Source organism: Agrobacterium sp. Ap1 (assembly GCF_017313375.1).
Taxonomy (GTDB): domain Bacteria; phylum Pseudomonadota; class Alphaproteobacteria; order Rhizobiales; family Rhizobiaceae; genus Neorhizobium; species Neorhizobium cellulosilyticum.
Genome location: NZ_JAFLMY010000037.1, coordinates 1 through 21,844 on the forward strand (window position 1 = coordinate 1; position 21,844 = coordinate 21,844).

Consider the following 21,844-nt stretch of genomic DNA (forward strand, 5'->3'; position numbering starts at 1 on the left):
GCAGCATAGTTCAGCATCCGAAAGACCAAGAAAGCATCCTAGCGGATAATCCGTCGAGTTTTTCAACGATATCGGCCAACACCGGACATTGTGGCCACCGCAAAAGTCAGGAAAACAGGTGTTGCGTTAATGGGGATTTTTGCGACACCCAATTGAAGCTAGATCGGCGGCCGGCGGGGCGGCACCGGCTGCCGATGCACGATACTGGTCTTGGTTCGGGCCATGTCATGGAGCGGGCCGAGAAGCCGGTCGAGTTCGCCAACCTCACGCAACAGCAGCCGGGCGACGAAGCAGTCCTCGCCCGTCACGACCGAACAATCTACGATCTCTGGCATATCTTGAAGGGCTTTCTCCACTGCCCGGAGCTTGCCCGGTAGTGGTTCGACCCGCAGGATAGCTTCAAGGGAGAAGCCAAGGGATCGAGCGTTCAACCGTATGCTGAACCCTTCAATTACTCCAACATCTTCCAGCCTAAGAATACGGTCACGAACGGTCGGGGCGGCCAGTCCAACCTGCGCGCCGATGTTTCGCAGACTTATGCGGGAATCGTGCAGCAGCAGGTCAATGATGGCCCTGTCGACGTCGTCTAAGGTGTGCTTGATCATGTAAGGGATATTGCCGTATCAGCCTTACGTATTCAATGATCTTCGCGGAACTTGCCTGACAAGAGAACGGTACTTTCAAGCATGACGCCGATATACTGCACCGAGAGATCAGGAGATGCCGGATGCAGATACACAAGGTTGCAGCGTTTACCGAAAACGGATCGGGCGGAAACCCAGCAGGCGTGGTTTTGGCGGACACGCTGCCGGAACGAGAAACCATGCAACGCATCGCGGCTGAGGTCGGGTATTCCGAGACGGCTTTTGCGGCACCATCCGGTGAACGCTGGCAGACACGCTATTTTTCGCCCGAAAGCGAGGTTCCATTTTGCGGACATGCGACTGTAGCCCTCGGGGCAGTTTTGGCGGAGGAAAGGGGAGCCGGTCGCTATCAGCTTTCCTTGTCGGGCGGAGATATCGAGGTCGAAGCAAGCATGAAAGACGGGATGGGGCATTCTACCCTTCGCTCTTTGCCGAGCCGCAACGCACCCGCCCCGGACGCACTCGTTGAGGAAGCCCTTGCTCTCTTTGGCTACCACGGCAACCATCTGGACAGGAACCTACCGCCAAGGCTCATGAGCGCCGGAGCCGAGCATCTGTTCCTTGCGCTGGACAGCCGCGAGCGGTTGAGCGCGATGGACTACAATCTGGAGGAAGGCCGCACATTCATGCGTCGCCACAGCCTTGTCACCGTGGCATTTGTCTGGCGTGAAGCCGAAGGATTGTTCCATGCGAGGAACGCTTTTGCCTCGGGTGGTGTGATCGAAGACCCGGCGACTGGCGCGGCGGCGGCGGCTCTGGCGGGGATGCTCCGCGATAAGGGTAATCTAGCGCGGGGCGAGCTGACCATCTTGCAGGGAGCCGACATGGGGCGGCCTTCCCGTATCGTCGTACGCTACGATTATCCTGCGGGAAGCCCCGTTTTCGTGAGCGGCGCGTCGGCAAAAATCGCTTAATCCCGCTTTCGTCGCATCTTTCTTAATTTTGCGATAAGTGGCCACCAGCCAAATCCTAAGGGAAGTTTCTGTTGCGAATGTCAGCCTTTCGCAACCAAAATTTGCGACGCCTTGCAACTATTTGTTCCACGGCGAATGACCGCAATGGGCCGAGGCTGTGTGAAAACACCAGCGCATCCCATGGCGTTTCGTAATCGAGTTTGGTCTGGTGGCATTGGCTAAGATTTTACGTTTTTCCGTTGCTGGAAGGCGTCGGAGGTGGTCCTGATCGTTTAGTTTGGCGGCTTTTCGGGCCAAAAATGACGTTTGGCCTGCACTTCAAGCGGCGATGGCTCTGATGAGCGCTTTTGCGCCAATCATGTTGATCATCCGTTTGATATTGTAGGCCAGCACGTGCAACGCCATTTCTGTCCTGACGTTTTTCAGTCTGCGCATCTGGAAATGAGTTGCGCCCGTCCACGCCTTGATGGTTCCGAATGGATGCTCGACCGTGTTCAAGGCGAGACATAGGCTGCCCGCGGGCAATTTTTTTGGCTAACTAGGTAGCAATCAATTGCAAGCGCAATATCATTCATGCCGCACAACTTCGCGGTGTCGGCGCGTTCCGGCGACAGCATGGTCGCCGGAGTTAGGCCTTGTACGAGCAAACGCGTCGATTAACTGAGAGGTTTAGTTTGCTAACTCTGTGCGGTGGGCCGAACGACTATCTCGCCGACGTCAACGTCGCCTGGTTGCTCGATGGCAAATCCAATAGCACGGGCTATGGCTGAGGGGTCTATCGCCATATCATCTCTCAAGCCGATATATCTCGCCCGAACGTCCAGGTTGGCTATACCTTCAACGAACGGAGTGTTGACCGCCCCCGGTGAAATTACCGTAACTCTCAAGTCGGGACCGGCTTCCTGCCTAAAGCCTTCACAAATTGCTCTAACTGCAAATTTCGTCCCGGAATACACTGACTGCGTTGGGACGGTTTTCATACCCGCAGTCGACGCGACCGCAATGAAATGGCCAGAGCGCTGCGCACGAAAGACGGGGAGTGAGGCCGCGATCCCGAACAGGACGCCCTTGACGTTCACATCGACCATGCGTTCCCATTCATCTACGCGCAGTTCATCAAGCGGAGAGATTGGGCCAATGCCAGCATTGTTGATAAAAACATCGACAGCGCCGTAATGGGCTCTGGCGCGGTCGACCAGTCGGGATACGTCGTCGCGACGAGAAACATCTGCCTGGACGACTAGCGCCTGACCGCCATTTTCAATTAGTTCGGCGACCAAGGCTTCAAGTTCGTCTTTTCGCCTGGCGGCTGCAACGACCTTTGCTCCTTTCTTAGCCAAATATCGCGCCGTCGCCGCGCCAATTCCGCTGCTCGCTCCTGTTATAACCACCACTTTGCCGGCAATCCTGCTCATCTTGCATCCTTTGAATGTTGACTGAGATAGGATATGTGATGGTTATATATGTACCAGATAGCATTTTATCCTATTACCAAGGTGACAGGTGGGGAAGTTGGATCGCGTCGACCATAGGCTTGCACTGGCTGGATTCGTCCGAAGCCTTCGGTCGAGAAGCAAGCCGGCCGACGTGGGCTTACCTACGTCGCCAAGGCGACGAACGCCCGGTTTAAGGCGTGAGGAAGTGGCGTATCTGGCAGGGGTAGGTGTAACCTGGTACACGTGGTTCGAGCAGGGAAGAGACATCAGCGTTTCGTCAGATTTCCTTGAGAGGATCTCTCGTGCCTTTCGGCTCTCCTCAGCGGAGCGCAGTCATCTTTTCATGCTGGCGCAGCATCGGCTTCCCCCCGCAATCAGTCAGCCTCCGCAGGGTATTCCTGAAACCGTTACTGCCTTGCTGAATACGCTCCCGCACCCCGCCTATATTAAGAACAACAGGTGGGATGTCGTGGCGTGGAACCCGTTAGCGGGGGAGATATTCCCTGACTTTACCAATTCGGACCTTGGTCACGTCAATCTTTTGCAACTGGTATTCACGTCACCGGACATGCGACAGTCGATGCTCGATTGGGAGGGCGATGCACGTCGAACCGTCGCCAAATTTCGCCTGGATTATGCCCGCGCAAACGAAGATCCGATGTTTGAAGCACTAGTGGCGGATCTCAAGTCGCAGAGCGTTGAATTTCGGCAAATGTGGGAGCGACAGGAAGTCCTTCCGATTGGCGAGGGCCTGAAAATGATCCGCCATCCTGTTCACGGTCCTCAGACTTATCGACATGTCGCATTGACAGTTGAGGGATCCACCAACCTTACGATGATCGTGTATATACCGACCGAAGCCTTGTTGCAGGTTCGTGTCGATCCAGACGTCGAGTGATGATGTGCAGCATTTGGGAGGTGGGGGCTATTGCTGCTCAAGAGCAATTTCAAATTGTCCAGCAGTAGCCCCCCAACCTCAGGGAAGACATTAGCGAGCCTGTATGCTCGAGAAAAATGCCTTCAACGCAGACACGAGTGCTTCCGGTTGTTCCTCGGGAATATAGTGCCCACTATTGGCGATCACGCCCCCTTGGATGTTCTCGGCAAGCGGTTTCATAGCCTCGAATATTCCCGGAGCGCTCCCGACATCCCCACCCAGCGCGAGGACCGGCACAGAGATTTTTGTCTCGAATAGCCGTTTGTTGTATTCCATGTCCTGGATGACGGCTCGATAGTAACCGAGCATGCCTCGCATGCCGCCAAGGCTGCTGTAGGCGCGCACATACTCGTCGATATCGTCCTTGCTGAAGGTCGCCATTGCGTTGGCTGTCTTCTTGTTGAAAAACCACTCAATGAGGATCCGTTCCCTGTCTTTCAACAGCGCCTCCGGAAGGTCCTCAATGATATTGAACAGGAAGTGCCAGTTCCGCCAGTAGTCCGGGTCGGCGACATTGATGTAGGGCTGCAATGTCACCCCGGGGATGTTTGCATCAAGGAAGACAATACCCTCCAGATCGCTGCCAAACTCGTGCGCGTATGGATAGGCGACCCAGGATCCGACATCGTGTCCGACGAGGAAGTGACGCCCTACGCCAATCGTCTTGAGGAAGGCGTTGACCCTTTTGGCTGTGGTTGCCGTGTCATAACCGCCGATCGGCTTGTCAGAGTCACCTTGGCCCGGAAGGTCCAGAGCGATCACATCGAAATCCTTCGCGAGGAGCGGGATGACCCGCCGCCACGCATAAACGCTCTGCGGAAATCCAGCGATCAATACCACGGTCGGGCCTGTACCGGTGCGCAGATGGTGAAAACGGATGCCGTCTGAGTTCACGAACCTCGGCGGAAGTTTCTGACCGTTCTGGTTCAGGTAAGCTGTCATGGGTGTTCTCCCTTACGCATGCTTGTTTTCCAATTTGGGGTTACCGGTCGCTGGTCAGATCGTGACAGCCGCGATCATTTCGATTTCCACCGGCGCACCGTGAGGAAGTTCGGCGACGCCCACGGCGCTTCTTGCATGGGCCCCGCTTGGGCCGAACTGGCCCAGCAGAATATCGGAAGCGGCATCGATGACCGCTCCTTGCTGGTTAAAACCCGGTGCTGACGCAACAAATCCTGTGATCTTGATGATGCGCTCTATTCGTCCTTCTGGACCGATCGCATTCCGGAGCTGTTCCAGGCAGGCATTGATTGACAGGGCAGCGGCTGACTGCGCTTGCACAACACTGACCTCGGCTCCGACTTTTCCACGCAACGCCAGGACGCCATTCTCTCGTGGCAGTTGCCCACTAACGTGGGCAACTCCGTTGTGAACGACCACGGGTGTGACCCGTGTGCTGGGTTGGTGGCTCGTGACTTGATTGCTCATCTGCGAGCCTCCTTTGGGGGTTAGTTGATATCGAGGCTTTTCATATCGGCGGGGAGAGGCTGACCGAACCACTTCACAAATATGTCGTTCAGCTTGCCGTTCCGGACATTGGCTTCAACCCATTTGTTGGTCCAATCCAAGAGCTCAGGTGAGTTTTTTTTGATGCCGATACCCATCGGGTAGGTCTTGAGCGTGAACTTGAGCTCCAGGTCGAGATCGGCCTTCTGCTTCTTGATTTCGCCAAGGTCCGACAATGTGGACGCCAGATATTTCTGCTGGCCGGTAAGGATTGCCGTCCGGGTGGTGGACTCGTCCGCATAGCGCACGATCTCAACACCGGGAACGTCCTTCGTCGAACGTACAAGTTCGATGTCGGCTGTCACGCCGCTGGCGACCGCAACCGATTTGCCGGCGAGGTCCGCCGGCCCTTTGACATTCTCCTCCTTCGGCGCGGAAATGTTAAGCGGCACAACACCATAGGGTGTAGAGATGTCGATCACCTTGAGGCGATCCTTGGTAATGGAGATCGCGGCGACGACGATGTCGACCTTGTTGCTGAGGAGGAACGGAATTCGGTTCGGTCCTGAAACGTTGACTGTCTCCAGTTTCACGCCGAGATCCTTCGCGAGGAGCTGTGCCGTTTCGAGATCCGAACCTTCCTGCTCATTTTTTGCATTCACACCGGCGAAGGGAGGGTGCGAGAAGTCGATGCCGACGATGATGCTGCCGCGGCTTTTGATCTCTTCGAGACTTGCGGCCGAAGCCGAAAAAGCGGTTGCCGCAGTCATTACGGCGGTCAAAATTCCGATAGCGAAATGCGAGCTGAGCATGCTGTTCTCCTTTTTGTTGTGATTAGTGGTTGGTTTCGCGATCAGAGACCGCTGGCAACGAACTGCTTGAGTTCGGGCGTCTGGGGCAAATCGAGAAGCGAGCGATCTCCCACCTCCCAAATCTTGCCGTGATGCATGAACACGATCTGGTCTGCGACCTTGCGGGCAAATGCCATTTCGTGCGTGACGAGGATCATCGTCATTTTTTCTTTTGCGAGGTTCTCGATAACGCGAAGCACCTCACCTGTTAGCTCAGGGTCAAGGGCGGACGTGACCTCGTCGAGCAACAGCACGCGGGGTCGCATCGCGAGTGATCGCGCAATGGCGACACGCTGCTGCTGGCCACCGGAAAGCTGCTCCGGATAGTTGTCGATCTTTTCGCCGAGGCCGACTTTCGACAGAACCTCTTCTGCCAATTCGCGGCATTTGTACTTGGGAACGCCAAGGACACGACGGGGCGCAATTGTAACATTCTCGGCGACGGTCAGATGCGGGAAAAGATTGTAGCTCTGGAAGACGATCCCGACGTCCTGCCGCAGCTTGCGAAGATCAATCTGTTTGTCATCGATCTCAAAGCCACAGACCGAAAGCGCTCCGCCATTGATCTTTTCGAGGCCGTTGATGCAGCGCAAGGCGGTGCTCTTTCCTGAGCCTGATCGCCCGAGGATTGCGACGACCTTGCCTTCATCGATATCGAGCGAAATGCCTTTCAGCACTTCAAGATCGCCAAATTTCTTGTGAACTTCCTTGAAGGATACGATTGCGGCAGCCATCACGAAGACGCCTTTCTGTATTTCCCGGTCACCCGTTCAAGGCGCCGGCTGAGGATCGAAAGCGGGAAGCAGATGACGAAGTAGATCACTCCCGCAATTGTGAAGATCACAAAGGGTTCATTGCTCGTATTGTTAACCACGCGAGCCGTGTAGGTGAGCTCCGCGAAAGCCAGCACGATTGCATAGGAGGTATTCTTCACGACCTGAACGAAGAAGCCGATGGTCGGAGGTGTGGCGATGCGTATGGCCTGGGGTATTATGATGCGGAAGAGGATATCCGTCTTGGTCAAAGCGAGGCAGTCGGCGGCCTCCCACTGCGTGCTCGGCACAGCCCGCAGGCTTCCTTTCCAGATTTCCGCGAGAAACGCTGCAGAGTAGATCGCCATGGAAAGCCCCGCGGCTGTCAGTGTTGCAGGGTCATACCCTGTCAAACCAGCGCCGAAATAGACTGCAAACATCAAGATAGGAAGGGGAATGCCTTGCACGATGATGATGACAATCGATGAGATCAAACGGGAGAACGTTGACTTTGAGATCAATAGCAGCGCCAGCGGAAAGCCTAGAATGGTGCCGCCCAGAAAGCCGAGCAATGAAAGGACAATGGTCCACCCTGCGCCATTCAGGAGCGCGCCGTATTGTTGTATGGTCAAACCGAGCATGGCGTCCTCACAATGGTGTCCGAAGCCTTCTCAGGCGGGCAAATGCGAGAAGGCCTGCGCCGTTGAGAAGGCCGCGCATCAGCGCCGTTATGATGATGTAGATGACCGCGACGACGAGATAGATTTCGAAGCTACGAAACGTGAACGACTGGATGAGCCAGGCAACACCGGTCAATTCCTGGGCGGAGATCTGGTACATGATCGCGGTCGAAAGCATCATCAGGATGGACTGTCCAACCAGCGCCGGATAGACGCGCTCGAAAGCCTGCGGCAGCTCGATGTAAAGGATGCGCTGCAGGGGGGACAGAGCAAGACAGTCCGCAGCTTCGATCTGTCCCTTTGGAGTTGCTTCGAGGCCGGCTCGGATGATCTCACCGGTATAAGCTCCGAAGTTCACGATCAACGCGATGACTGCCGCTGTGAATGGGCTCAGACGGATACCAAGCGACGCGAGACCAAAAAACAGCCAGAATGCCTGAATCAGAGACGGCGTGTTGCGGATAATCTCGACGTAAAAGCCGGCAATTCGATCAGCATTACGTGAACCATGGACCCGCGCCAACGCGCAGACGACGCCGAGAATTGCTCCGGGGATGAGTGCGAGGACCGTCATCAGCAACGTTGAAACGATGCCGCCGAGTATCTGGCCCATGTACTCGTTGAGAAACGAAAAGTCGAGTTCTCCCATTAAACTGCTCCTGCGCCAACGACGCCCCCGGGCACATCAAGACCCCCGGCCAGATATGATTTCCGAGCGAAATTGCTTGTTATGAACTCAAGGAAATCGGCGACAACTTCAGAGTCTTCCTGCTCAGCAAAGGCTGAGGCCGTGAAGATCGTTGTATGATTGAGCTCAGCCGGAAAAGGCCCGATGACGTCTACGCCGGACACGGCAAGCAGTTCGCTCATTTGCTGAACAGCGAATTCAACCTCACCCGTAAGAATATGCTCGGCCGTCAGGCCTTGCGGGATAATCTTGGCTTTTGCGAGCACCTGTTCGGCAATGCCGAGCCGTTCGATCAAGGTGCGGAAGAAAACACCGCTGGCGCCTGTTTGGGAAAAGACGATCGATCTTGCGGAGAGCATGCAGGAGATGAACTCCTGCTCTGAGTTGATGGTAACGCCCGGCGAGCCGGCGGCCTTCGCCAAGCCGACCGTCGTTGAGGCGAGATCGCAAATACTTCGCACCGAAAGGATGCCTTTGTTGGCTAACCCTCTCACCATGTCAGATATAGCGATGATAACGTCGAACCGTTCTCCAGCGTCAACGCGATCAGCCAGGACGTTTGTAGGGTTGAACATGACGTCGAGAGAGATGCCTCGGCTTCGTTCGTACTCGGGAAGAATCCTCTCCCGGAGGGGAGCGAGGACGCCAAGGGTGCTCATCAATCTGATTTTAGAAATTGCCACTGTCCCCTCCAATAGAGCGCCGGTTTGGGTTGGCTGATGAGCAAATATCCATCACGTATATTATACTGTCAAGAATGTATTTTCAGCAGATTGGTTTTGTGACCAAATTGGCGTCAGAATGCGCACAAGGCCCATGAAATAAACACTCTATGCTGCTTTTTTCGGCGCAATGCAGTCAAAGGACAGGTCCTTCTCACCGCCGCCTGATACAAAATATATATGGCCCCGAGGAGACTATCGAAGGAGCCATATCTGACGTGTGTAAGCACAGTTTGTGGAGGCGTACGCTTACTCTATGTCTTCGACATCAAGGGTGAGAGAGCCCACCGTCTTGTTCTCAAGCAGTCGGAGAAGGCGGCGCTGGGTGTAACGAGCGTGTTCCGGCAGGAATGTTATCAGCTCGGCCCTGTCGCGTCTTTCTATAGCTTCGATGATCTGGTTGTGTTGGTCGAGGTTGGCGGCAAACTGCCCGGATTGATAGTCCGGATCGGCAACCTCTGCTTTGTAGATGTAGACGTTCAGCCTGCGGACGTGTCGGTGAGTGCTTTCTGCGAAGTCGTAAAACAGGCCGTTGCCAATGGTTTTGTGAATGCGCAGATGAAATTCCTGATTGAGCTGCGTAATCGCTAGGAACTCCCTGTTTTTAACGCTTTCTGTATAACGGCGCTGAATGGCCCGAAGGTCTGGCAGAAGCGTTGGATCGTCAAGTTTGCACATCTGCCCGGCTACGGATTCGGCGAGCTGATGCGCTACGATGACCTCGCCCATCTCGTCCATATCGAGCTTGCGGACATAGGTTCCACCCCGCTGCGGCATGATTTTGACGAAGCCTTCAGCCACCAGGCGATTGATCGCCTCTCTCGCCGGTGTGCGGCCGAGCTGAAACCGATCCACGAGAATTCGCTCGTCGATCCTGCTTCCAGGCTCCAGTCCCATATCAATGATATGCGATCGAATAAGATCGAGAGCGGCATCTGTTTGTGATGCGAGCTTCACTTCTTCATTCTGAGTCACGGGTGCACCTTTAAAAAATATCCCAAGTATCCAACGCTCGACCGCCTTTGCGGCGTGTTTTGCAAGTCTGATCGCGAACATGCAGTTTTGCGGGCAATTTGTCGAGGTGGAGACCCTGTCGTTTTTTGCACTTCAAAGATTGACGAGCTTATTGCATGATAATATATGTGAGATATATTAATGCAAATGGAGGTTCCATGTCGTCGGTTTTTGAAGCAGTGGAAGCATCTGTTGGCCGCATGGTCCGTCGCGATATCTCGCGACTGGTCGCATTCGCCAACGGTAATATTGAGAAGGCAGCCAGGTCGATTGGTGAGCATCCCGCTCCGCATGTGGGGATCATTTGTGGCTTCTTCGTTCGGCATGCGGAACCGCCATCTCCCGAGACGGACGGCCTGAATGGGATGGCCCAACTCGCTGCAGGGCTCACCGAGGCCGGAATCAAGGTGACAGTGATCACCGACGCACCATGTGCGAAGGCGGTTTGGGCGGTCACGAAAGTGCTACCCCACGAGGTCGGACTGGAGGTGGTTTCCGTTGATGCGACCGCTGTGCGCAATCTTCGCAAGAACATTGAGCAATCCGAGACGCCGCTTACACACCTTATCGCCATCGAGCGTTGCTCGCTGGGCTCCGATGGAAAGCCGCACCGCGAACACGGTTGGGATATCTCTGGCGATACCGCACCTTTGGACTATCTTTTCGAAGATCACGGGTGGCAGGCGCCATGGAAGACGATCGGTATCGGTGACGGCGGCAATGAAATCGGCATGGGCGTCCTTCCCCTCGATATCGTCGAGAAGGACATCCCCAACGGTTCGCTCATTGCCGCCAAGACCGGTTCGGATTTCCTGATCGTGTCAGGCGTCGCGAACTGGGGAGCTTATGGTCTTCTGGCGGCTCTCTCCGCTATCCGGAAAGATATTGGTCCTCAACTGCTGAAACACTTCAATGGCACGTTCGAGACCGAGGTCCTTGAGGCGGCCGTCAATATAGGACAGGCGATCGACGACAGCCGTGTCGACCGGCTCGGTCAGTTGCAGATGACCATCGACAGGCTGCCGGTCGCCGACCACGTTGCGATCATCGATGACCTCAAGAGCATCGTTGCCGCCCATGCATGAGACGTTTGGCCGGCCTGTCGCCGGCCAAACTCGCTTACTTCGCAAGGGAGACAGAGCATGAGCGAGGATAATCCCTGGGCCCTGCGGTTCAGTGCCCACATCGGGTTTCTATTCGGCGAGTTGCCATTTGGTGCACGGTTCGCTGCCGCCCGTAAACGTGGCTTTACAGCCGTGGAGCATCCGAGCCCGTTCGAAACGCCAGCGGCGACTGTCCGAAAATATCTGGACGATGCCGGTCTTCATTATGTGCAGACCGGCTTTCCGGCAGGCGACGCCTCTAAAGGGGAAAAGGGCTTTGCGTCGCTTCCTGAGAAGCGCGCCCAGTTTCGGGAAAACATAGCTCCAACTCTGGATTATGCCAGCGAAATTGGATGCAAGATGGTGCATGCGATGGCTGGAGTCGTGCCTGCGGGGGCAACAAGATCTGTCCTGTGGGCTGAATATCTGGAGAACCTGGCATATACGGCGGATGCCGCAAGGGCTTACGATATCGACGTCATCGTCGAACCCATAGGGCCGGGATCGATTGCGAATTATTTCATTGCCGACCCTGACATAGCAATCGAAGCCATCAAAGCGACAAGTCGATCCAATGTTAAGCTTCTGATGGACGTCTATCATGCAATCAGCCTTGGAACAGAACCACTGGCGTTCATCAGAAATCACCATGCGATGATGGGTCATGTCCAGATCGCTGACTATCCCGGGCGACATGAGCCCGGTTCTTCAATCGTTGATTTTGCAAGGGTGTTCCAGGTTCTTAACGATGTCGGCTACGGCGGCCATGTGGGTTGCGAATATCATCCATCGACGTCTACCGAAGAGAGCTTCGGTTGGATGCGAAACTACGGGGAATCCATGTGATGGCTCAACGCTCTCGAATCGTGTTGCTCCACGCGACAATGGTCGCCATTGACCCAATCCATGCAGCGTTTCGCAAGCTATGGCCAGAGGCTGAAGCCGTAAACCTGCTTGATGACGCACTCACAATCGATCGGGCAAAGGCTGATGAATTGAGGCCTGATCTGCAAAGCCGGTTCGTTTCATTGTGCCACTATGGTGCCAGCCTCTCGGCGGATGGCATCCTGATTACTTGCTCAGCTTTCGGCCCTGCAATCGAGCAGGCGGCGTCGGAGATCTCAATTCCGGTATTGAAGCCGAATGCACCGATGTTTGATGCAGCCATCAGGCAAGGGCAACGGATCGCGATGATCGCGACCTTCGCACCGGCGGTGGTAACGATGGAGCAGGAGTTCGCCGAACAGGCGAGGGCACAAGGCTCGGCTGCGGTTCTTGAAAGCTTTGTACTACCAGACGCGATGGCCGCTTTGAGAAGCGGCGATGCGGAAACGCATAATCGGCTGGTTGCCGAGAAAGGCGCCAGTCTTTCCCGTTTTGACGCAATCATGCTCGCGCATTTTTCCACGTCTCGTGCTGCGGACCATCTGCGTTCACAAACAGCCATTCCGGTCTTGAGCGCACCCGAGGCGTCGGTGCTAGCGATGCGGGAAGCGCTCGCTGGCTAACCCACGTTGAGGAGATAACAATGCTGTTAGGCGCAATTGCCGATGATTTGACAGGAGCAACTGACATTGCACTCGCATTCGCCCGAGAGGGCTTGCGCACTGTGCAGGTCAATGGAATTCCAGACGATGGCGCTTTCGAGCAGAACGCGGATGCCTTCGTCATCGCCTTGAAGTCGAGGACGATCCCGGCTTCCGAAGCCGTCTCGCTGTCAAGGCGTGCCGTGACATGGCTGCGAACTCGCGACGTCCAACAAGTCGTTTTTAAATACTGCTCCACTTTTGACTCGACGGACGCCGGCAATATCGGGCCGGTTATCGAAGCGCTGCTTGAGGAGTTGGGAGAGACCATCACGATCGCCTGCCCAACCTTCCCGGAAAATGGCCGAACGGTGTTTCAAGGACATCTGTTTGTCGGGGACAAGTTATTGTCCGAGAGTTCGATGAGAGATCATCCTCTCACCCCGATGACGGATTCTGACCTCATCAGGGTACTGCAGAGGCAGACGGCCTTTTCTGTTGGCCTCCTCGCGACTGCCGATGTCCGAGCGGGGCAGGAGAGGGTGGCGGCACGGATAAGGGAAGCGGCGAAACAGAACCTCCGCATCTTGATTGCCGATGCAGCGACAGCGGAGGATCTGAACGCAATTGGCAAAGCCTGCAGTGACAGAATGCTGGTGACGGGCGCCGCCGGGATTGGTGGAGCGCTTGCTCGTAACCATGCTGCAGCAATTCAGGGCGAACGCAGAAATGCAGAATTCGTTTGGCCGCAAGGCCGAACGGTGGTTCTTGCCGGCTCCTGCTCGGTTGCGACCCGAGACCAGGTGAACCACGTTATCGGGCTTGGCTATCCAGCAACCAAAATCGATCCGATCGCAATCGCTTCTGGCACACTTGACGTGGCTTCTGTTGCGGAATGGGCAGAGGCATCGCAGGGTTGGCCACCCGTCATCTACTCCAGTTCCGATCCTGCGGATGTTCTCAAGGCCAAGGAGGTGTTGGGCCGTGACGAGGCCGGGGCATTGGTCGAAGACTTCCTCGGTGAACTGGCAGCCACCTTGCGCACTATTGGTTTCAGCAGATTTATCGTGGCCGGTGGAGAAACGTCAGGCGCGGTTTCCGCAGCTCTGTCTGTCAATGCCCTGGAGATCGGGCCCGAGATTGATCCGGGTGTGCCGTGGACGAGAGCGACAGACGCTGGAGGACCGGCGCTTGCCTTGAAGTCGGGAAATTTCGGCGCGCCGGACTTCTTTGAAAAAGCCAGGAGAATGTGCCGGTGATCGCCATCATATCTGAAGAGACGAAAGTCCGGGACGAGATTGCATCGGTTGGCAGATCGCTTTTCGATCGTGGTCTTTCTCCGGGCTCGACCGGAAACATCAGCGTCCGGCTATCGTCCGGGGAGGTTCTCATGACCCCGACGAACGCATCGTTGGGAACGCTTGATGCCAACCGCATCTCTAGATTTTCTGCGGAAGGCGTTCATCTCGAAGGCGACAAACCGACAAAAGAAGCATTTCTGCACCAGTGCGTTTACTGCAACCGCAGGGCTGCCAACGCCGTCGTACATCTTCATTCAACACATGCGGTTGCACTCAGCATCCTGCCGGAAATCAATCGCGCCGACGCTCTTCCGCCGCTTACCGCCTATTATGTCATGCGTGTCGGAAGGCTTCCGATTGTCGATTATTTCCCGCCGGGTGATGTGAGGCTGGCAGCGGCCGTCCAACTCAAGATCAGTCATGCGCGTGCCGTGCTCCTTGCCAATCACGGCCCGGTTGTTTCCGGTAAATCATTGCTGGAGGCGCAATACGCAGCTGAAGAGTTGGAAGAGACTGCGAAGCTCTACCTGTTGGTCAGAGGCCTCAAGGTGTCGTCGCTGACGCAGGCGCAAGTTGATGAACTCTCGCGCGGATAGCTGCAGGGCGGGGGATTGCGAGTTTCAACGCATGCCTCATGGCTGAAACAGCCGCCGAACGTCGTGCGCCTTTCTGTTATTTGCCGAGTCTGGGACGTATCGCTCGTAACTAAAGTGCCATAAAAACGATGTGCGTCATGGCTAACTGCCGCAAAAACACGTCAAGTCAGCGGCGGTGCCCTCGGTTCGATTTCCCATCAAGGCGTAGAAGCGTTACATCCGCTCTGACCTCTATGCCAAACGTTTTGGCCGTAGTCGCCGCTCACGAGTCCATTCAGCGGACGAAACTGATAGGCTGATGGGTGTCGGGATGGGACATTATTCCCATTTCAATCCCGTACACCAATCGTAGGCAGTCAGGGGTCATGATGTCCGCCGGGGTGCCACGCGCAATCATCCTGCCGGTATGCAGGGCGACAATTTTGTCGCAGAAACGTGCGGCCATGTTGACGTCGTGCAGGACTGCGATGACGCCCATGCCTCGATCATTCGAAAGGCGATGAATCAAGGCAAGCATTTCTACCTGGTGAGCCACATCGAGTGCTGATATTGGTTCGTCGAGTAACAGGCACTCAGCGTCCTGGGCAACAAGCATCGCCAACCATGCGCGCTGACGCTCTCCGCCGGAAAGGGTATCGACCAGGCGGTCCGCCAAATTAATGACGTCCGTCAGATGCATTGCGTCCTCAACCTTCTGGCCATCAGCCTGACTGAAACGGCCGAGCGCACCATGCCAGGGGTAACGACCCAGCCTTACAAGTTCACGGACACGCATGCCGGCTGTGACAGGTATCTGTTGCGGAAGATAGGCAACTTTGCGGGCGTAGGGCCTGTCTGCCCATTCGCCGAGTGTTTTACCCTCAAACCGGATGCTTCCTCCTGAGGCCGCCTGGTGCCGCGCCAAAAGCTTGAGAAGTGTCGATTTCCCGGAGCCGTTATGTCCGATCAGTCCGACAAAACTGCCGGCGGGAACCTTCATAGTCAGCGGCTGCAGAAGGACGCGATCGGAGACGGCGAAAGTCACATTTTCGAGCTCGAACAGAGCGTCCGTCGCGTCAGAAATAGCAGGTTTTAAGACTTGTTGCGGCATGAGCTGGCCTCGTTCATACATGTTGTTTTTGCGATGTGTCCCGCATCGGTTTTCGCGGAGGGACTTCTTCCAAAGGGCAGGTTCCGCAGAGTTTCAGGGACGCGCTGAGATATCTCAGGCAGCAGACTTTTCGTTTTCGGATTTGTTGCCCGTTGGCGCGCTCGTAGCGTATCGGCTCAAAGAGTAGGTTCCGCCTCCCATCGTTCCAGAGCCTGCTTGCGAGCATCTCCCGCCCGTGCCGCACACTGGGCGTCTCTCCTGCCAACCGAGCACAGTGGCCGACGACATTTTCGACAATGTTTCCGACGTTTGCCCACAGAACCTTTTGCGGCAGCGTACTCGCTTTGGAGATACTCGCGACCAGAGGCGCGACATGGCCATCGATCAAATTACCGAAACGGTCTGAGAAATCTGCCGCGTCTATCGGGCTGCCGGCGTGATCGAAAAAGAAGCTCTTCGGTCGTGCATCGTCCATGAGAGCAACACCAACCTCATCCAGTCGAACGGGCAGTGCCCGATCTAGCACGAGGTTGATAGCAAGCGTCGGCATGAGGAGATGTGAAAAATACTGTTTTGACCACTGCGAAGCCACCGCTCGTGGATCTGGTTCCACATAGTTTCCCGAGAACGTCTCGAGGATTTCCGCCATCCGCCGGTCATCGAGCAAAAGCTTGCAGGCAATGATACCGTCCCTGCCATCATGCAGACAGAGACGGTCGCCCGTTTCCGTAAGGGCTCCGGAGAACAATTGGCTATATTCGGCGATCATGCCTCAAGCCCAACATGAGAAAATATAAGCTGCCCAGTAGAGTCGCCACCGTCCCGGCGGGGATCTGCCAAGGGAAAGCGATGGTGCGGCCAATCCAATCGGCAAGGACCATACAAGTCGCGCCAATGATCGCCGCACCATATGCTTGGGACATAGGGCGATAGAGGCCGATGCTTCGGGCGATGTGCGGTGCGATCAGTCCGGCGAAGCTCAAAGGACCAACGAGCAATGTGGCGGCGCCAGTTATTGCAGCGATCACAATCATGAGGATGAGGCGGCTTTTTGCGATCCCAAGCCCGAGTGAGCGGGAGGGATCCGTGCCAAGAGGAAGGATGCTCAGCCAGCGGGCCAGCAACGGCACTGTCGCGAGCGACACAGCAGCGATGATAAGGGCGATCCAGGCATCGCGCTCGCTGACCGAGTAAGTTGATCCAGCCATCCAGCCAAGCAGGCGCTGAATGCGCATGTCGCCGAAAAGTGCCATCAGAGAGGTGAGTGCGCCGGTAAGCGCTGCAAGCGCTATACCTGCAAGCAGCATTCGCTCGGAACTGAAAGCAGAACGGCGGCCGGACCAGATGAGGAGCGCGAGCACTATAAGCGAGCCAAGGCCAGACAAAACCATCATTCCGCTGCGGTCGAGACCAGGTACGAAAAAGATCGCAAGCATCAAAAACAGGGCACCACCCGAGGACAGACCTAGAATTTCCGGGCTGGCCAAAGGATTTCCGGTCATTCTTTGGAGCAGACAACCGGCAATCGCCAGCATCGCGCCCCCAGCTCCCGCGGCAATCACCCGTGGGAAGCGCCACTGCCACACGGATATGAGCTGCTCGGGTGACGCCAAATGCCATCCGTCAGCGAGCCGCCCCAGCGTCAGCGCCAACACGCAAGCGATGCTGAGCGCCAAGGCCGCTCCGAAAACCCATACTCTAGTTTCGATCATGCGGACCGGCCCCGCGGCGAACATGTCCTGAGGCGGCTGGACGCGGTCCTGCAGGCTGGCCCGCCGGACGAGCCATATCAGGATCGGTGCACCGAGGAGTGCCATTGCGGACCCGGCCGGTATGTCGAGACCGCCAGCCATGGACAATATAGCCTGATCGACGAGCGATAGCAGGGCGGCAGACAGCAGCGCCCCAAACACGATACGCTGCTGATAACCTCGCGCGCCAAGACGGCTCGCGATAGCAGGGCCAACAAGACCGACGAAACCGATCGGTCCGACCGCCGCGGCAACTGCCGCACTCAAACACGCAGCAACAAGCAGGCCAATGAGGCGAATAGTGTAGACCGGAACGCCGGCGCTTTTTGCACTGTCGTCGCCGAGATCCAGGCTTGTGATCGGCCGCGTCATTAGCAAGGCGATGATTGTCGCCACTAGCAGGATCGGCAACAGGATCGTCACGTTGCTCCAGTTCGTCTGAACGAGGGACCCCGTTTGCCAGGATAGAAGGTCGCCGAGTTCCTCGAAATGGACAAGGAAAGCCGCGCCGCTGAATGCCTCGAGACCCAGGGATAGCATGAGACCTATCAGGATCACGCGCAGCGGCTGGAACTTCGATTTCGCGGCAAGGATAAAGACGGTGGCCAGTGCGAGAAGGCCCCCGATCCCGATAATTGGCTCATGTCCCCAGACAAGCGCCTGAGGCATCCAAAGAACTGTCACGAATAGGGCGGCTTTGGCGCCCGAAAATACCGCGAGTGTGCCCGGCTCCGCCAGGGGATTGCGTAGCATCTGTTGGAATAGCGCTCCGCTCAGTCCAAGTGACAGGCCCGCAATCACGCCAATGGCAAAGCGAGGAAGCAGTCCGTATGAGACCAGTACGGCTTGTAGATCGCCGGATGAACCTTGTCCGAGCGCACGATGTAGAAAGGCGATACCCCCGGCATTGGCCACGAGCAGGCCGCAGGCCGCTGCAATCGCGGCAAGTGTAACGACTGGCAGGGTAATCTGCGAGGAGGAATGTTGATATTGATCCGACGCGATAGCCATGGTTCAGCCATTCTCCGCGAGAGACGTGGTCAACTGGCGCACGAGCCGGATGGCGCTGACGACCCCGCCGCTGGGATAGACCACCGGCATGCGGGTGACCCTGCCGGCCCGCACAGCGGGTAAAACCTGCCAGAGCGGGTTGTCAGCAAGGCGAGCAACGGCAAGATCTGTTTCGCGACCGCGGTCGAAATGAATAATCCGGGCGTCAGGGCTTCCGGCAAGCTGTTCGATGCCGATTGAAGCGACACCGGATGCATTTACGCGGCCTGTCCAGGCATTCTTCAGCCCAAGCTGGGTGGTGACGTCTCCGACAAGACCGTTTCCGCCGAAGATTGCGACATGGCGAGCGTCCTGATTGAGTCGGCATAGATAGAGTGGTGGAAGCAGTCGTGCCGACAGGACTGCTTTGGCCTCTGCAAGCTCCGCATCGCAGCGTGCGATCCACTCTTCAGCCCTGGCTACGTTGCCTGTCACTCCACCAAGAATGCGCAACTGCGCCTGCATATGTTGGAGGGCGGGCGTCTTGCCGGCAAACGTGGCGATCGCTTCTGTTGCCGCGATCTGACGAAGCCTCTCCAAACCGCTCGCTTGCCAATCGGCAATTACGATGAGGTCGGGACGCAAAAGCTGGAGGTACTCGACATTCGGCTCCTGCAAAGGACCGAGGTCGACGGTATCGGTCGAGAGCGGCGGCTCTGCAACCAGCCGACGGTAAAGCGGCACGTTGGCGATTGCCATCGGGGAAATGCCGAGCGTCAGCAGCAGTTCCGTTACCAGAAGGTCCATCGAAACGATACGCTGGGGGCGATCAGCCGGGGCTTGTGCCTTTGCCGCGGAGGCGAGGCTAAAAGCCAAGCCACCGCTCACGAATTGCCGTCGGGTTGGCGCGGGTTTCACCATTTGTAGCTGAGCGTCGCCGTCACAGTCGCTGGCTCGCCATAACGGCAGCCATCGGTGTAGTTGCAGGTGTAGAACTTCTTGTCGAACAGGTTACGGGCGTTGATCTTGAGTTCCGCGCCCTCCAACTGGTCGGTGAGTTTGCCGAGATCAACGCTCGCCATCGCATCGACGAGAAGATAGGCGGGCGCATCCTGCGTGGTATTCAGAATATTGGTTGTGCCCGTGTAGCGCATGCCAGCGCCAATCTTCACGCCCTCCAGGCCGAGATCATCGAGTTTGTAATCGGCCCAAAGGGAGAAGGCGTTTCTCGGGACAAGCTGGATCTGTTGATCGAGTTCGCTTGCCAAAGCGGTCTCGGTGATGCGAGCATCGGTGTAAGAATAGGCAGCGATTAATCCGAGATTATCAATCTCGGCACGAGCTTCAAGCTCGACACCGCGCGACCTTACCTTGCCGTATTGATAAACGTTGAATGACGCATCACTGGTCGTCAGGTTGGATTGCGTGAGGTCGTAGACAGCTGCGCTTAGAAGAATATTGCTGCCAGCCGGCTGATAGCGGATACCGGCCTCGTATTGGATTGCTTCATTCGGTTTGAGTGCTTCACCTGTGGCGGTCACCGATCCAGCCTGAGGCTGAAATGATTGTGCGATGCTCACGTACGGGGCAAGCCCGTTGTCGAACAGATAAACAAGCCCAACCCGACCGGTCAGTGCATTATCGGACTGATCGGTCACACCGCCGGTCTGATACGACTTCACAGAACTGTCGGTCCAGTCCTGCCGGCCGCCGAGCAGCAGGATCCAGTGATCGTCGAACTTGATCTGGTCCTGAAGGTAAAGCCCATAACTATTGGCAGACGTGTCGGATCCGCGATCAACGGCGTAGTTGATCGGCGGATTGGTGAGCGTCACGCCGCTGTCAATATCGAGAAAGCTGTATCCCGAACCACGATAGCGGTGGCTGTCGTAGCTCCTGCGATAATAATCGAAGCCGCCGAGAACGGTGTGTTCCGCTCCGAGTGCATCGAAGGAATACTCCAGCGATGTGTCAGTTGTGGCGCCGTAGGAGTTTTCACTGCGGACACTGGCGAGGCGTGCCAGGCTGCCGCCGGTACTTGCCAAGGGAGCAAGATTGCCGATCATATAGTCCCAATTCACGTCGGAGTAAAAATAGCGCGCCTTGTTGCGCAACTTGAGGCCGTTGTCGAACTCGTGCTCGAAATCGTAACCGATCGTGTAGCTGTCACCCTTGTACTGATCGAAACCATCGATACCAAGGAACATGTTGCGGGGGATAGCGCCCGATCGGACATCTTCAAGCTGAAGTGGTGTGGCGAAACCGGCATCAAAATGCTGATAGCTCGACAAGATCGTCAAGGACGTGGCGGCGTCGGGTGCGATTGTGAGGGCAGGGGCAACATAGAGCTTGTCATCGGGCGTGTTGTGCACCCAATTGTCGGCATTGCGAACGAGGCCGGTCAAACGATAGCTGAAGACGCCGTCATCATCCAGGGGGCCGCCGAAATTGGCAGAAACCTGCTTGCGACCGTAAGTGCCGAGTTCGACGTTGACTTCATGGATTGGCGTCGTGGTCGGTCGTTTCGAAATGGAATTGATGACCCCACCCGGCGATAACTGGCCATAAAGCATGGAGGCCGCACCGCGAAGTACATCGACGCGTTCCAGACCGTAGGGTTCCTGACCGCCATCGTAGACGTTCGACTGATACTTCATGCCATCACGAAGGCTGCCAAGATTGCCGTTTGCAATGTTGAAACCGCGGATGGTCAAGTCGTCGACCGATCTGCTAAACGTGCCGGACTGCATCGCAACACCCGGCGTATACGCAAGCGACTCTGACAAGGACGTTGCGCCCTGGCTGCGGATCTGGTCCGACGTGACGACTGTCACCGATTGTGGCGTTTCGATCAGCGGGGTGTCGGTTTTGGTGCCGGCCGCAGTGACCCGCGCCACATATCCGTCGACCGGACCATTTCCAGTCTGCTCCGTGCCGATCACAATGGGTGCGAGCGTCGTTGCATCCGTAGGCGACGAGGTCGCGTCAGCCTGGCCCTCAACCGCCGAAATCGTCACGGTCGTTGCCGTTGTAAAGCGGAACGTCAGACCGGTCCCGGCAAGCAATTGAGACAAGGCTTCTTGAGGAGCCATCGTTCCGGATACGCCGGCTGTCTTTTTATTTCGAGTGATCGCGGCCGGATAAAGGAGCTGCAGATTGCTGCGGCTACCAAAGGTAGCCAGAGCAGAGCCGAGAGAACCCGACGGGATGGTATAGGAGAGGGCAACTTGCTGTAGTCTGGGGCCCATGGAACCGGCTGTCTGCGCGGAGGTCGCGATCGGCATCAGGCTTATTCCAGCCATCAACGTTGCCATTCGTCCCAAATGAGTTGCGTTGTGCCCGACGAATGCGCCCGGTTTCCCTGTTGTGTTCATTACCCTGTCCCATATGCCCTGCCGGCATT

General features: G+C 56.4%; 22 protein-coding genes and 1 pseudogene. 7 read left to right on the forward strand and 16 right to left on the reverse strand.

All coding sequences use genetic code 11. The features are described from left to right. Window positions 1-158 precede the first annotated feature (158 nt). Window positions 159-605, reverse strand: coding sequence for an Lrp/AsnC family transcriptional regulator (locus tag JZX87_RS29325; protein WP_206829380.1), 447 nt, complete (start codon window positions 603-605; stop codon window positions 159-161). A 122-nt stretch (window positions 606-727) separates the two neighbouring features. Here JZX87_RS29325 and JZX87_RS29330 point away from each other — a divergent pair, with 122 nt between their 5' ends. Beyond that, window positions 728-1,558 carry a PhzF family phenazine biosynthesis protein gene (locus JZX87_RS29330; RefSeq protein ID WP_206829382.1) on the forward strand — a complete coding sequence of 277 codons (831 nt, stop codon included), beginning with the start codon at window positions 728-730 and terminating at the stop codon, window positions 1,556-1,558. Between the two features lie 318 nt (window positions 1,559-1,876). Here JZX87_RS29330 and JZX87_RS29335 read toward each other — a convergent pair. Further along, window positions 1,877-2,050: pseudogene (locus JZX87_RS29335) on the reverse strand (transposase); the annotation flags it as partial. Window positions 2,051-2,235: 185 nt separating this feature from the next. After that, the gene (locus JZX87_RS29340; protein ID WP_206829384.1) at window positions 2,236-2,973 is read right to left on the reverse strand and encodes an SDR family oxidoreductase; all 738 of its coding nucleotides are present in this window, start codon (window positions 2,971-2,973) and stop codon (window positions 2,236-2,238) included. Between the two features lie 88 nt (window positions 2,974-3,061). Between JZX87_RS29340 and JZX87_RS29345 the strand changes: the two genes are divergently transcribed. Next, entirely contained in the window at window positions 3,062-3,892 is an 831-nt protein-coding gene (locus JZX87_RS29345; protein ID WP_353654293.1) for a helix-turn-helix transcriptional regulator, read from the forward strand. Between the two features lie 90 nt (window positions 3,893-3,982). Here the strand turns inward: JZX87_RS29345 and JZX87_RS29350 are convergent, their stop codons facing one another. The 8 genes from JZX87_RS29350 to JZX87_RS29385 form a co-directional block, all read right to left on the reverse strand. Further along, complete coding sequence (locus JZX87_RS29350) at window positions 3,983-4,873, reverse strand: alpha/beta fold hydrolase (RefSeq protein ID WP_206829389.1); 891 nt, start codon at window positions 4,871-4,873, stop codon at window positions 3,983-3,985. Between the two features lie 54 nt (window positions 4,874-4,927). Then, on the reverse strand, window positions 4,928-5,359 hold the full coding sequence (locus JZX87_RS29355) for a RidA family protein (protein WP_206829391.1): 432 nt from the start codon (window positions 5,357-5,359) through the stop codon (window positions 4,928-4,930). A 20-nt stretch (window positions 5,360-5,379) separates the two neighbouring features. Then, complete coding sequence (locus JZX87_RS29360; protein WP_206829392.1) at window positions 5,380-6,189, reverse strand: transporter substrate-binding domain-containing protein; 810 nt, start codon at window positions 6,187-6,189, stop codon at window positions 5,380-5,382. A gap of 41 nt (window positions 6,190-6,230) precedes the next feature. Beyond that, window positions 6,231-6,962 carry an amino acid ABC transporter ATP-binding protein gene (locus JZX87_RS29365; RefSeq protein WP_206829393.1) on the reverse strand — a complete coding sequence of 244 codons (732 nt, stop codon included), beginning with the start codon at window positions 6,960-6,962 and terminating at the stop codon, window positions 6,231-6,233. Continuing rightward, window positions 6,962-7,621, reverse strand: a complete 660-nt coding sequence (locus tag JZX87_RS29370; RefSeq protein WP_206829394.1) for an amino acid ABC transporter permease — start codon at window positions 7,619-7,621, stop codon at window positions 6,962-6,964. The genes JZX87_RS29365 and JZX87_RS29370 overlap by 1 nt, the downstream gene beginning before the upstream one ends. Window positions 7,622-7,628: 7 nt before the next feature. Beyond that, window positions 7,629-8,309, reverse strand: coding sequence for an amino acid ABC transporter permease (locus JZX87_RS29375; protein WP_174066454.1), 681 nt, complete (start codon window positions 8,307-8,309; stop codon window positions 7,629-7,631). Next, window positions 8,309-9,031 carry a molybdate ABC transporter substrate-binding protein gene (locus JZX87_RS29380; protein WP_206829395.1) on the reverse strand — a complete coding sequence of 241 codons (723 nt, stop codon included), beginning with the start codon at window positions 9,029-9,031 and terminating at the stop codon, window positions 8,309-8,311. The genes JZX87_RS29375 and JZX87_RS29380 overlap by 1 nt, the downstream gene beginning before the upstream one ends. Before the next feature lie 288 nt (window positions 9,032-9,319). Continuing rightward, the gene (locus tag JZX87_RS29385; protein WP_206829396.1) at window positions 9,320-10,126 is read right to left on the reverse strand and encodes a GntR family transcriptional regulator; all 807 of its coding nucleotides are present in this window, start codon (window positions 10,124-10,126) and stop codon (window positions 9,320-9,322) included. 116 nt (window positions 10,127-10,242) lie between these two features. Here JZX87_RS29385 and JZX87_RS29390 point away from each other — a divergent pair, with 116 nt between their 5' ends. From JZX87_RS29390 to otnC, 5 genes are read left to right on the forward strand one after another with little or no spacing between them, the layout of a single operon-like run. Continuing rightward, window positions 10,243-11,169 (forward strand): glutamate cyclase domain-containing protein, encoded by a 927-nt coding sequence (locus tag JZX87_RS29390; protein ID WP_206829397.1) that lies wholly within the window; start codon window positions 10,243-10,245, stop codon window positions 11,167-11,169. Between the two features lie 57 nt (window positions 11,170-11,226). Next, a complete protein-coding gene (locus JZX87_RS29395; protein ID WP_206829398.1) occupies window positions 11,227-12,033 on the forward strand; it encodes a hydroxypyruvate isomerase family protein in 807 nt (268 codons plus the stop codon). Further along, a complete protein-coding gene (locus JZX87_RS29400) occupies window positions 12,003-12,695 on the forward strand; it encodes an aspartate/glutamate racemase family protein (RefSeq protein ID WP_353654294.1) in 693 nt (230 codons plus the stop codon). Before JZX87_RS29395 ends, JZX87_RS29400 begins: the two co-directional genes overlap by 31 nt. 20 nt (window positions 12,696-12,715) lie before the next feature. After that, the gene (otnK, locus tag JZX87_RS29405) at window positions 12,716-13,972 is read left to right on the forward strand and encodes a 3-oxo-tetronate kinase (protein ID WP_206829400.1); all 1,257 of its coding nucleotides are present in this window, start codon (window positions 12,716-12,718) and stop codon (window positions 13,970-13,972) included. Then, complete coding sequence (otnC, locus tag JZX87_RS29410) at window positions 13,969-14,610, forward strand: 3-oxo-tetronate 4-phosphate decarboxylase (protein WP_206829402.1); 642 nt, start codon at window positions 13,969-13,971, stop codon at window positions 14,608-14,610. The genes otnK and otnC overlap by 4 nt, the downstream gene beginning before the upstream one ends. Window positions 14,611-14,884: 274 nt before the next feature. On the opposite strand, the gene JZX87_RS29415 is transcribed toward otnC, so the two are convergent. The 5 genes from JZX87_RS29415 to JZX87_RS29435 are packed head-to-tail and all read right to left on the reverse strand — an operon-like array spanning window position 14,885 to window position 21,743. Continuing rightward, a complete protein-coding gene (locus JZX87_RS29415; RefSeq protein WP_206829403.1) occupies window positions 14,885-15,700 on the reverse strand; it encodes an ATP-binding cassette domain-containing protein in 816 nt (271 codons plus the stop codon). 13 nt (window positions 15,701-15,713) lie between these two features. Then, a complete protein-coding gene (fhuF, locus tag JZX87_RS29420; protein WP_206829406.1) occupies window positions 15,714-16,469 on the reverse strand; it encodes a siderophore-iron reductase FhuF in 756 nt (251 codons plus the stop codon). Then, window positions 16,453-18,462, reverse strand: coding sequence for a Fe(3+)-hydroxamate ABC transporter permease FhuB (gene fhuB / locus JZX87_RS29425; RefSeq protein ID WP_206829408.1), 2,010 nt, complete (start codon window positions 18,460-18,462; stop codon window positions 16,453-16,455). The genes fhuF and fhuB overlap by 17 nt, the downstream gene beginning before the upstream one ends. 3 nt (window positions 18,463-18,465) lie before the next feature. Further along, window positions 18,466-19,317, reverse strand: coding sequence for an ABC transporter substrate-binding protein (locus JZX87_RS29430; RefSeq protein ID WP_206829410.1), 852 nt, complete (start codon window positions 19,315-19,317; stop codon window positions 18,466-18,468). Window positions 19,318-19,355: 38 nt separating this feature from the next. Then, entirely contained in the window at window positions 19,356-21,743 is a 2,388-nt protein-coding gene (locus JZX87_RS29435; RefSeq protein WP_206829412.1) for a TonB-dependent siderophore receptor, read from the reverse strand. Between the last annotated feature and the right edge of the window lie 101 nt (window positions 21,744-21,844).